The sequence below is a fragment of the Xanthobacter sp. 126 genome, from assembly GCF_000526175.1.
GTDB classification, from domain to species: domain Bacteria; phylum Pseudomonadota; class Alphaproteobacteria; order Rhizobiales; family Xanthobacteraceae; genus Xanthobacter; species Xanthobacter aminoxidans.
Map to the genome: position 1 here is coordinate 1,839,144 of NZ_JAFO01000001.1, position 11,483 is coordinate 1,850,626.

Genomic DNA, 11,483 nt, shown 5'->3' on the forward strand with positions numbered 1-11,483 from the left:
GCGCCTTCGGTTTCTCACGAGGATTTTTCATGACCCGGCTTCACTGTGCCGTCAGCCTTTGCGCGCTGACCGGCCTTCTTCTCGCTGCGCATCCACCCTCCGCGCACGCCCATGGTATCGCGGGCGACCGCGTGTTCCCGGCGACCCTCACCTTCGACGATCCGGCCGTGGCCGACGAGCTCGCGCTGCCCACGGTGCAGTATCTGAAGGATGGCGACGGCGTCGGCGGCACCGGCTATTCGTTCGAATATGCCAAGACCATCACGCCCTGGCTCGGCATCTCCGTCGAGAGCGGTTGGCTGCAGAATACCCCCGGCCATTCGGGCTTCGACAATATCGAGACGACGCTGAAATGGATGCTCCTCAACAATGCGGAGCATGAATTCATCTTCTCGGTGGGCCTCAGCATCGAATGGGGCGGCACCGGAAATTCCAAGGTGGTGGACAGCTACACCACGGTCTCGCCGAACCTCTATTTCGGCAAGGGCTTCGGCGACCTGCCGGACAGCCTCGCTTTGCTGCGGCCGTTCGCCATCACCGGCCAGCTGGGCTATGGCCTGCCCACCCAGCTCACCGATCCGCTGACCTTCGAATCCAACCCGCGGGTGCTCACCTGGGGCCTGTCGCTGCAATACAGCCTGCCCTACCTCAATCAGAACGTGCGCGAGATGACCGGCCAGCCGGATTTCATCAAGCAGCTCACGCCCATCATCGAAGCGAGCTTCCAGTCGCCGGTCTCCAACATCGGCGACGGTGCGCGCATCACCACGGGCACCATCAATCCCGGCGTCATCTGGTCCAACGGCGCGGTGCAGGTGGGCCTTGAGGCGCTCATCCCCATCAATGTCCAGAGCGGCAGCCATGTGGGCGTGATCGGCCAGTTGCATTTCTTCCTGGATGATATCTTCCCGAACGGCATCGGAAAGCCTCTCTTTCCCTGAGGTGCCATTCCCTTCCTCATCCCCTTTTCGCGAGACCCATCATGAAGCGCATCGCAACCCTTTTCGCTGCGGCCGCCCTCGGCCTCATGTCCGCCACCGCCGCCTTCGCCCATGCCCATCTGGAAAAGGCCGTGCCGGGCGTCGGCGCCACCGTTTCCGCTGGCCCCAGCGAGGTCCGCCTCGTCTTCAGTGAGGCGGTGGAGCCCCGCTTTTCCTCCATCGTCGTCACTCGCGCGGATGGTTCCGCCGTGGCCTCGGGCGCGGCGGCCGATGCCTCCGATCCCAAGGCGCTGGTGCTGAAGCTGGGGGCGGCGTTGCCGGCCGGCGCCTACAAGGTGCAGTGGAAGATCGTCTCCGTGGACACCCACAAGACCGAGGGCAGCTTCGGCTTCCAGGTCGGCAAATAGGGTGGACGTCTTTCCCCTCATCCTCGCCGCGCGCGTCGTGCACTTCGCGGTGGGGCTGGTGCTGCTCGGTGCGCCGCTGTTCGTGTTCACCGCCGTTCCGGCGTCGGCCGGAGCGGCGGGCGCCGAAGCCGCGCGGGCGGTGGAGCGGATGGTTTTCCGCGCGCTGCCGGTCGCGCTCGTCTCCGCGCTGGTCTGGGCGGGGGCGGCGCTGGTGGACATCACCGGCACGCCGGCGAGCCTTGCCGACCCGAGCCTCATCTCCGGCTTCCTGCTGGAAACCGGCTTCGGCCGGGCTATGACGTTCCGCCTTGTCGTGCTCGTCGTGGCCGCGCTCGCCGCTCTCGCTTTGCGCGGACGGCGGAGGCTGGCGGCGATCGCGGCGGCGGGGGTGGTGCTGATGGCGAGCGAAAGCCTCCTCGGCCATCCCGGTGCCGCCGAGGGCGCACGGGCGGTGGTGCTGGTGGCGGTCCATGCGGTCCATGGCATGGGCGCGGCGGTGTGGATCGGCGGGCTGCTGCCGCTCATCGTGTTGCTGGACGGGTGGGCAAAGGCGCCGGAGGAGGACGGAAAGGCGGCGGGTGCGGTACTGCGGCGGTTCTCCCGCGTCGGCATCGGCGCGGTGCTGATGGTGGGCCTCGGCGGCGCGCTGGCGGCGGCCCTGCATATCGAGATGCCGGCGGCGCTGCCGGGGACGATCTATGGCCGCATCGTGCTCCTGAAGGCATCGGTTTTCGCCGGCCTCGTCTGCCTCGCTTTGCGCAACCGCCACATCGCCTTAGGCCTCGTGCGGTCGCAGGCGCCGACGGCGGACCTCGCGCGCATCGCGCTGAACAGCCGGATGGAGGTGGCGCTGGCGCTTCTCGCTGTGTTCCTCGCCGCGCTGCTGGGCATGAGCGACCCGCAGCTTTAGCCTTCCTCGAAGCTCACTCCGGCTCGGCGAGGCGATAGCCGACGCCGGTCTCGGTGCGGATGTAGCGGGGCTTTTCGGGGTTGTCCTCCAACTTCTGCCGGAGCTGGCGGACATAGACGCGCAGATATTGCAGATCGTGCATCTCGCCCCACACCTGCGAGAGCAGGTAATGATGGGTGAGCACCTTGCCCGCATGCTGCACCAGCACCCGCAGGATGGCGTATTCCTTGGGCGAGAGCTTCACCTCCCGGTCCTTCACCTTCACGATCCGCCGCACCAGATCCACCGAGAGGTCGCCCACCACGAACAGCGGCTTCTCCCCCTGCTGCTGGAGGCGGTGGCGCAGAGCGACGCGGATGCGGGCGACCAGCTCGTTCATGCCGAAGGGCTTGGTGACGTAATCATCCGCCCCCGCCTCCAGCGCCTCCACGATGCCGGGCTCGTCGGTGCGGCTGGAGAGGATGATGATGGGGCAGGTCAGCCCCTCCTCGCGCCAGCGGCGCAGCAGGTCGCGGCCGGGAATGTCGGGCAGGCCGAGGTCGAGGATGACGAGATCGGGCGCGCCCGCGGCCATGAGCGCCAGCGCCTCGGCGCCGGTGGCGGCGCTCTCCACCCCGTAGCCCTGCGTCGGCAGGCCGGTGGCGAGCAGGCGGCGGATGGCGGGCTCGTCGTCCACCACGAGGAGCTTCACCGCCGCGCTCACGGGGCCGCCTCCAGCATGGGGGCGAGCGCCCGCGCGGGCAGGTCGATGGTGAAGACGGCGCCGGAACGGTCAGCCCGGTTGGCCACCGCGATGGTGCCGCCCAGGGCTTCGATGAAGCCCCGGCAGATGGCGAGGCCGAGCCCGGTGCCGGCGCGCACCTGATCCTGCTTGCGGGCGCGGAAGAACTTGTCGAACACCTTGTCCACGTCCTCGTCCGGGATGCCCGGCCCTTCGTCCAGCACCTGCAACGTCACATGGCCGCCCTCCTGGCTATTCTCGGCCCAGCCGTGCAGGGAGACGAGGGAGCCGGCGGGCGCGTATTTCGCGGCATTGTCGAGGAGGTTGAACAGCGCCTGCTCGAACAGCACCGGATCGACGTTCAGCATGGGCAGGTCCGGCGCCAGATCGATCTCCACCCGGTGGTCCTTGAGGATGGAGGCCGCCCGCCGCATGGCGCTGCCGACGATCTCGGCGAGGTCGTTGGGCGAGGCATTGGGCACGATGGCCCCGGATTCCAGCCGCGTCATGTCGAGCAGATTGGCGATGAAGCGGTTGAGCCGCAACGCCTCCTCCTCAATGGTCGCCAGCATCTCGCCGCGCTGGTCCTCGGTGAGGGCGGCGGCGAAGCTCTTCAGCGTGCCCGCCGCGCCGAGGATGGAGGCGAGCGGCGTCTTCAAATCGTGCGAGATGGAGGTGAGGAGCGCCGAGCGCAGCCGGTCGGTCTCGGCGTCGAGCCGGGCCTTCTCCACATCGGAGACGAGGTTGGCGCGTTCGACGGCCAGCGCCGCCTGGTCCGCGAGGGCGTCGAGCAGGCGGCGCTCCTCGGGCGAGAGGGGCGGGCCTTCCTTGTCCTTGTCGATGCCCACCACGCCCACCGCCCCGCGCCCGGTGTGCATGGGCAGGAACAGGCGGCGCGCGCCGGGCAGCGTGTCCGCGCCGCGGCCGGCGGGGCGGTTGTTCTCGTAGGTCCAGTTGGCGGCGGCAAGGTCCGCCGCGTCGATGGCATCTTCCGGTGGGTAGCCGGCCTTCACGGTGAGTGCGCCATCCTCCGGCAGCAGCATCACCACGCGCACCTTCAGCATGGAGGCGATCTGGAAGGCGGTGGCCCAGAGGAGATCGTCCAGGCTCACCGCGCTCGCGAGCTTCTTGGAGAAGAGATAGAGGTCTTCCGTCGTCTTCGCCCGCGCCCGCGCCGCCAGCGCCTGCCCGCGCACCCGCGCCGTGAGGTTGCTGGCGATGGCCGCCACCACCAGGAAGAAGAACAGCGCGATCACGTTTTCCGGATCGGCGATGGTGAAGGTGTAAAGCGGCGGGATGAAGAAGAAATTGAACGCCAGCATGGCGGCGACCGAGGTCGCCAGCGCCGGCCACAGGCCGGAGCGCACGGCGCTCACCAGCACGGCGGTGAGGAAGACGAGGGCGACGTTCTGCAGCCCCAGCAGCCGTTGCAGGGCGACGCCCACGAGGGTCGCGGCCGCGACGAGGAACGCGCCCTCCGCATAGGCCCGCACCTCCCGGCGCACCGGCAGCGGGGTGGCCGCGCGCGCCTCCTCGGAGGCCGGCTGTCCGGCATCGCCGGCGATCACATGGACGGAGATGTTGCCGGAGCGGCGCACGAGGTCGTGCACCACTGAGCCGTGCAGGATCTCGAACCAGCGCGAGCGGTCCGACTTGCCGATGACGATCTGGGTGACGTTGGCGGAGCGGGCATAGCCGAGCACATCGTCGGCGATGTGCGCGCCGCCGGGCACGGTGACGGCCTCGGCGCCCAGCCGCTCGGCGAGGCGCAGCACCTCGGCGATGCGGTCGCGCTCTACGTCGCCGAGCTGGAAGCTGCGCTGCGTCTCCACGTAGAGCGCCACCCACGGTGCCCGCAGCCGGTCGGCGAGGCGCTTGGAATAGCGCACCAGCGCGGCGCAGCGCTTGTCCTCGCTGATGCAGACCAGCACGCGCTCGCCCGCCGCCCACGGGCCGGAGATGGCATGGGCGCGCATGTGGCTGAGCAATTGCTCGTCCACCCGCTGGGCGGTGCGGCGCAGGGCCAGCTCACGCAAGGCGGTGAGGTTGCCGGGGGAGAAGTAATTGTCCACCGCGCGCCGGGCGGTGTCGGGCACGTAGACCTTGCCGTCGTGCAGGCGCTGGATGAGATCGGAGGGGGTGATGTCGATCACCTCGATCTCGTCGGCACGGTCGATGATGGCGTCGGGCACCGTCTCGCGCACGCGGATGCGGGTGATCTGCGCCACCACGTCGTTCAGGCTTTCCACATGCTGGATGTTCAGCGTGGAATAGACATTGATGCCGGCGGCGAGCAGTTCCTCCACGTCCATGTAGCGCTTGGCGTGGCGGCTGTCGGGGGCGTTGGTGTGGGCCAGCTCGTCCACCAGCACGAGGTCGGGCTTGCGGGCGAGGATGGCGTCGAGGTCCATCTCCTCCAGCTGCCGGCCCTTGTAGGCGACCTTCCGGCGGGGGACGATCTCGAAGCCCTCCACCAGCGCCTGCGTCTCGCGCCGGCCGTGGGTCTCCACCACGCCGATCACCACGTCGGCGCCTTCCTTCAGGCGGGTGCGGCCGGAGGCGAGCATCTCGTAGGTCTTCCCGACGCCGGGGGCGGCGCCGAGGAAGATCTTCAACTCGCCACGGCTCTCCCGCTGCGCCTCCTTCAGGAGGGCGTCCGGCGAGGGGCGGTGGTCGCTCTCGCGCTCTTCGGGCATTGCCGTCTCCCGGCCGGGCCGCTCAGGTCCCGCCTGTTCTATTTTGCGCCGGCGAAGCGGTCCAGCGCGAGATTGAGGGCGAGCACGTTGACCCTGGGCTCGCCGAGGAGGCCGAAGGTGCGCTCGTCCGTCTCGTGCGTCACCAGCCGGCGCAGCACGTCCTCATTGAGGCCGCGCGCCTTGGCGATGCGCGGCACCTGGAACAAGGCGGCCTCCGGCGAGATGTCCGGGTCGAGGCCGGAGGCGGAGGTGGTGACGAGATCGACCGGCACCGCCGCGCCGGGGTTCTCGGCCTTCAGCGCCGCCATGTCGCCCTTCACCCTGTCGAACAGCGCGGGATTGGTGGGGCCGAGGTTCGATCCCATGGAGTTGGCGGCATTGTAGGGCTGCGGCACGGTTTTGGAGGCATCCGCCGGATCGGCGCCGGTGGTGGCGGAGGGGCGGCCGTGGAAGTAGCGGTCGGACGTGAAGGTCTGCCCGATCAGGGCGGAGCCGACCACGGTGCCGTTCTTCTCGATGAGGCTGCCATTGGCCTGCGACGGGAAGACGAGCTGCGCGGCGCCGGTCATGGCGAAGGGGTAGGCGAGGCCGGTGATCCCCGTCAGCAGGAGGAGGAGCACGAAGGCGGGGCGAAGGGTGTTGAGCATGAGGGCTCTCCTCAGACGAGGTGCAGGGCGGTGACGGCCACGTCGATGATCTTGATGCCGGCGAACGGCACCACGATCCCGCCGAGGCCATAGATGAGCAGGTTCCGCTTGAGCAGCGCCGCCGCGCCGATGGGCCGGAAGGTGACGCCCTTCAGCGCCAGCGGAATGAGGGCGATGATGATGAGGGCGTTGAAGATGATGGCTGAGAGGATGGCACTCCGCGGCGAGGCGAGGCCCATCACGTTCAGCGCGCCCAACTGCGGGTAGAAGGCCACGAACATGGCCGGGATGATGGCGAAATACTTCGCCACGTCGTTGGCGATGGAGAAGGTGGTAAGCGACCCGCGCGTCATCAGCAGCGCCTTGCCGATCTCCACGATCTCGATGAGCTTGGTCGGGTCGCTGTCGAGGTCCACCATGTTGCCGGCCTCGCGGGCGGCCACCGTGCCGGTGTTCATGGCGACGCCCACATCCGCCTGGGCCAGCGCCGGGGCGTCGTTGGTGCCGTCGCCGCACATGGCGACGAGCTTGCCCTTGGCCTGTTCGTCGCGGATGAGCTTCAGCTTCGCCTCGGGGGTGGCCTCGGCGAGGAAGTCGTCCACGCCCGCCTCGGCGGCAATGGCGGCGGCGGTGAGCGGGTTGTCGCCGGTGATCATCACCGTGCGGATGCCCATGCGGCGCAATTCGGCGAAGCGCTCGCGGATGCCGCCCTTCACGATGTCCTTGAGATAGACGACGCCCAGCACCTTGCCGTCGCGGGCGACGGCGAGCGGCGTACCGCCGGCCTTGCCGATCTCCTCGGCGATGGCCTGCACCTCGCGCAGCGTCTCCGGCGAAACGGGACGCATGGCCGAACCGGGGGACTGGAGATCCTTCAGGATGGCATCCACCGCGCCCTTGCGGATCACCGTGCCGTCCACGTCCACCCCGCTCATGCGGGTCTGGGCGGTGAAGGGCACGAAATGGGCGTTGAGGGTCGCCATGTCGCGGCCGCGGATGGCGTATTTCTCCTTCGCCAGCACCACGATGGAGCGGCCCTCCGGCGTCTCGTCGGCGAGCGAGGCGAGCTGTGCCGCGTCCGCCAGCTCCTGCGGGCTCACGCCGCGCACCGGGCGGAATTCCGCCGCCTGACGGTTGCCGAGCGTGATGGTGCCGGTCTTGTCGAGGAGCAGGGTGTCCACGTCGCCTGCCGCCTCCACCGCGCGGCCGGACATGGCGAGCACGTTGAAGCGCACGAGGCGGTCCATGCCGGCGATGCCGATGGCCGAGAGCAGCGCGCCGATGGTGGTGGGGATGAGCGTCACGAATAGCGCCACCAGCACGACCACGGAGATGGTGCCGCCCGCATAGGCGGCGAAGCTGGGGATGGAGGCGGTGGCGAAGACGAAGATCAGCGTCATGCCAGCCAGCAGGATGTTGAGGGCGATCTCGTTCGGCGTCTTCTGCCGCTCGGCGCCTTCCACCAGGTGGATCATGCGGTCGAGGAAGGTGGAGCCCGCCGCCGCCGTGATGCGCACCTTGATATGGTCGGAGATGACCGTGGTGCCGCCGGTGACGGCCGAGCGGTCGCCGCCGCTCTCGCGGATCACCGGGGCGCTCTCGCCTGTTATGGCGGCCTCGTTGACCGAGGCGACGCCCTGCACCACCTCGCCGTCGGAGGGGATGACGTCGCCCGCCTCCACCAGCACCACGTCGCCGACCTTGAGTGAGGTGCCGGGCACCTCCCGCCAGTCATCGCCGGAGCCGGTGAGGAGCTTCGCCTGCGTCTCTGTGCGGGTGCGGCGGAGCGAATCCGCCTGCGCCTTGCCGCGCCCTTCGGCCACGGCTTCCGCGAAATTGGCGAACAGCACGGTGAACCACAGCCACAGGATGATCTGGAAGGAGAAGCCGAGGCCGCTCCCGCCGGTGGCGAGGTCGCGGATGAACAGGACGGTGGTGAGGAGGGCGACCACCTCCACCACGAACATCACGGGGTTCTTCACCATCGCGCGCGGATCGAGCTTCTTGAACGACGCGCCGATGGCCGGCACCAGGATGGCCGGGTCGAGGATGCTGCTGGAACGGGGCTTGGCCATTTATGGCTCCCGAAAGATCAGAATTTGCCGACATCGCCGGCCACGAGCGCGACCATCTGGATGGCGGCGACCAGGACGAAGGCGGCGAGTGTCGCGAGGAGGATGAGTTCGGAGGTGCGCAGGGCCGAAGCCTGCGCATGTAGGGTGCGGCGTGCCATCTCAGCCCCCGAAGGTCTGGCCGGCCACCGCCGCGAGGTGCTCCACGATCGGCCCGAGCGCGAGCGCCGGGAAGAAGGTGAGGCCGCCGACGATGAGGATGACGCCCACCAGCAGGCCGACGAACAACCCGCCATGGGTGGGGAAGGTGCCCGCCGAGGCCGGCACGGTCTTCTTCGCCGCCAGCGATCCCGCCAGCGCCATGGCCGGCACGATCATCATGAAGCGGCCGATGAACATGGAGACGGCGAGCGTCACGTTGTAGAAGGGCGTGTTGGCGGAGAGGCCCGCGAAGGCCGAGCCGTTGTTCGCCGTCGCCGAGGTGAAGGCGTAGAGGATCTCGGAGAAGCCGTGCGGGCCGGGATTGCTGATGGCGGCCACCGTTCCCGGCAGCACGGTCGCGACCGCGGTCCAGCCGAGCATCATCAGGGGCAGGACGAGGATGGCGAGCATGGCCATCTTCACTTCCTTGGCCTCGATCTTCTTGCCGGCATATTCGGGCGTGCGGCCCACCATGAGGCCGGCCACGAACATGGCCACCACCACGAACAGCAGCATGCCGTACATGCCCGCGCCCACGCCGCCGACGATGATCTCGCCCAGCTCCATGTTGATGAGCGGGATCATGCCGCCGAGGGCCGTGAAGCTGTCATGCATGGAGTTCACCGCGCCGCAGGAGGCGGCGGTGGTGATGACGGCGAACAGGGCGGACGCGACGATGCCGAAGCGCACCTCCTTGCCTTCCATGTTGCCACCGGTGAGGCCCAGCGCATTCAGCCCCGGCGTGCCTGATGCTTCCGCCCAGTAGGTGACGGCGACGCCCGCGACGAAGATGACGCCCATGGCGGCGAGGATGGCCCAGCCCTTGCGCGCGTCGCCCACCATGCGGCCGAACACGTTCGTCAGGCCGGCACCCAGCGCGAAGATGGAGATCATCTGCACGAAGTTGGAGAGCGCGGTGGGGTTCTCGAACGGGTGGGCGGCATTGGCGTTGAAGAAGCCGCCGCCATTGGTGCCGAGCATCTTGATGGCCACCTGCGAGGCCACGGGGCCGACCGCGATGGTCTGCTTCGCGCCTTCCAGCGTGGTCGCATCCACATAGGCGCCGAGGGTCTGCGGGATGCCCTGCCACACCAGGAACAGAGTGTAGGGGATGCAGAGCGGCAGCAGCACGTAGAGGGTGCAGCGGGTGATATCGACCCAGAAATTGCCCACCGTCTGCGCCGAGGCGCGGGAGAAACCGCGGATCAGCGCCACCGCCAGCGCGATGCCGGTGGCGGCGGAGAGGAAGTTCTGGTGGGTCAGCCCCAGCATCTGCGCGAGATAGCTGAGCGTGCTCTCGCCGCCGTAGTTCTGCCAGTTGGTGTTGGTGAGGAAGCTGATGGCCGTGTTCAGCGACAGGTCCGGCGGCATGGCCGCCATCTCCTGCGGGTTCAGCGGCAGCAGGTCCTGCAGGCGCAGCACGGCGTAGAGGATGAGGAAGCCGCCGACATGGAACACCAGCATGGCGAGGGTGTAGCCGAGCCAGGTCTGCTCGCGCTTCGGGTCCACGCCGGCGAGGCCGTAGAGGGCGCCTTCCACCGGGCGCAGCACGGGGGAGAGAAAGGTGCGCTCGCCCGCGAACACGCGGGTCATGTAGCCGCCGAGAAGCGGCGTCAGCGCAAGGATGATGGCGCAGAAGAGGGCGATCTGGATCCAGCCGTTGGGAGTCATCGGGGCCTCCTCAGAACCGCTCGGGCTTCAGGAGCGCGAGGGTGAGGTAGAAGAGGAGGCCCACCGTGATGAGGCCTCCCAGTGCGAAATCGAGGGTCATTGGAGTTTCCTTCGATACGGCCGCGCGCGGCCTGTATTCGGCCGCCTCTAGAGCCGCTCGCAGGCGTAGCCGTAGCCGATGGCCAGGGCGAAAAGCCCTGCCGCCAGGGCGAGCATCAGAATGTCGAGCATGGGACGTTGGTCTCGCAGAAGTGTCGGGCCGCGACGACGCGGGAAGACCTGCGTCGCGGTCGGCCGCAGCGCCGGGAACCTTTTGCCCGGCCGCTGTTCAGCGATGGGAAGGTGTCACCTTGCGCATAAAGATTCGAGACGGGCCGCGATGGGCCGAAATAAAAATCGCATAAAGAAAAGCGCGGCGCGGAGGCCTGCGCAAAAGAAAAAAGGCGCCCGTGGGGGCGCCCTTCGCATGGGTTCAGGCGGTTGCCCTCAGTGGGCGTGGCCGAGATAGGCGGCGCGCACGGCGGCGTCGTTGCGCAGGGCTTCGGCCGGGCCTTTCGCGGCGACGCGGCCGTTTTCCAGCACATAGCCGAAGTCGGCCACCTCCAGCGCGGCGGCGGCGAACTGCTCCACCAGCAGCATGGTGATCTTCTGCTCCTTGAGCCGCGCGATGGTGGCGAACACCTCCGCCACGAGGCGCGGGGCGAGGCCCATGGAGGGCTCGTCCAGCAGCAGCACGCGCGGGTTCAGCATCAGCGCGCGGGCCATGGCGAGCATCTGCTGCTCGCCGCCGGAGAGGGTGCCGGCGAGCTGCGCGCGGCGCTCGGCGAGGCGCGGGAAGAGGGTGAACATGCGGTCGAGGTCGCCCTCCACGTCGCCGCGCTCCCGCGCCCCGGTGAGGCGGGGGAAGGCGCCGAGCAGCAGGTTGTCCTTCACGCTCTGGGTGGGGAACACGCGCCGGCCCTCGGGCGAGTGGGCGAGGCCCTTCTTGGTGATCTTGAAGGAGGGCTGGCCGGTGAGGTCCTCCCCGCCGAGGCGCACCGTGCCCGATTCCGGCACGATCATGCCGGAGATGGCGCGCAGCGTGGTCGTCTTGCCGGCACCGTTGGAGCCGATGAGGGTGACGAGCCGGCCCTCCTCCACATGGAGGGAGAGGCCGTGCAGCACCTTCACCTTGCCGTAGCCGGCGACGAGATCGTTCACTTCGAGCATGGCGATCT

Annotated in this window: 11 protein-coding genes; 3 read left to right on the top strand and 8 right to left on the bottom strand. The window is 68.7% G+C overall.

The features are described from left to right. The first annotated feature begins 29 nt into the window (after positions 1–29). Genes XAN126_RS0108755 through XAN126_RS29270 form a run of 3 tightly spaced genes read left to right on the top strand, consistent with a single transcriptional unit; the run spans position 30 to position 2,258 of the window. Complete coding sequence (locus XAN126_RS0108755; RefSeq protein WP_024278216.1) at positions 30–941, top strand: hypothetical protein; 912 nt, start codon at positions 30–32, stop codon at positions 939–941. A 41-nt stretch (positions 942–982) separates the two neighbouring features. Continuing rightward, positions 983–1,348 (top strand): copper homeostasis periplasmic binding protein CopC, encoded by a 366-nt coding sequence (gene copC / locus XAN126_RS0108760; RefSeq protein ID WP_024278217.1) that lies wholly within the window; start codon positions 983–985, stop codon positions 1,346–1,348. A gap of 1 nt (position 1,349) precedes the next feature. Further along, a complete protein-coding gene (locus XAN126_RS29270) occupies positions 1,350–2,258 on the top strand; it encodes a CopD family protein (RefSeq protein ID WP_024278218.1) in 909 nt (302 codons plus the stop codon). 13 nt (positions 2,259–2,271) lie between these two features. Here XAN126_RS29270 and XAN126_RS0108770 read toward each other — a convergent pair whose 3' ends face one another. The 8 genes from XAN126_RS0108770 to XAN126_RS0108810 form a co-directional block, all read right to left on the bottom strand. Continuing rightward, positions 2,272–2,961, bottom strand: coding sequence for a response regulator transcription factor (locus XAN126_RS0108770; RefSeq protein ID WP_024278219.1), 690 nt, complete (start codon positions 2,959–2,961; stop codon positions 2,272–2,274). Continuing rightward, positions 2,958–5,675, bottom strand: a complete 2,718-nt coding sequence (locus XAN126_RS0108775) for a sensor histidine kinase KdpD (protein ID WP_024278220.1) — start codon at positions 5,673–5,675, stop codon at positions 2,958–2,960. The genes XAN126_RS0108770 and XAN126_RS0108775 overlap by 4 nt, the downstream gene beginning before the upstream one ends. Positions 5,676–5,713: 38 nt before the next feature. Continuing rightward, positions 5,714–6,322 (bottom strand): K(+)-transporting ATPase subunit C, encoded by a 609-nt coding sequence (locus XAN126_RS0108780; RefSeq protein ID WP_024278221.1) that lies wholly within the window; start codon positions 6,320–6,322, stop codon positions 5,714–5,716. A gap of 11 nt (positions 6,323–6,333) precedes the next feature. Next, a complete protein-coding gene (gene kdpB / locus XAN126_RS0108785; protein WP_024278222.1) occupies positions 6,334–8,397 on the bottom strand; it encodes a potassium-transporting ATPase subunit KdpB in 2,064 nt (687 codons plus the stop codon). 17 nt (positions 8,398–8,414) lie between these two features. Further along, positions 8,415–8,555, bottom strand: coding sequence for a hypothetical protein (locus tag XAN126_RS28230; RefSeq protein ID WP_155982260.1), 141 nt, complete (start codon positions 8,553–8,555; stop codon positions 8,415–8,417). Position 8,556: 1 nt separating this feature from the next. After that, positions 8,557–10,266 (bottom strand): potassium-transporting ATPase subunit KdpA, encoded by a 1,710-nt coding sequence (gene kdpA, locus XAN126_RS0108795; RefSeq protein ID WP_024278223.1) that lies wholly within the window; start codon positions 10,264–10,266, stop codon positions 8,557–8,559. 10 nt (positions 10,267–10,276) lie between these two features. Then, positions 10,277–10,366 carry a K(+)-transporting ATPase subunit F gene (locus tag XAN126_RS27645; RefSeq protein WP_081762578.1) on the bottom strand — a complete coding sequence of 30 codons (90 nt, stop codon included), beginning with the start codon at positions 10,364–10,366 and terminating at the stop codon, positions 10,277–10,279. A 386-nt stretch (positions 10,367–10,752) separates the two neighbouring features. After that, the gene (locus XAN126_RS0108810) at positions 10,753–11,475 is read right to left on the bottom strand and encodes an ABC transporter ATP-binding protein (protein ID WP_024278224.1); all 723 of its coding nucleotides are present in this window, start codon (positions 11,473–11,475) and stop codon (positions 10,753–10,755) included. Between the last annotated feature and the right edge of the window lie 8 nt (positions 11,476–11,483).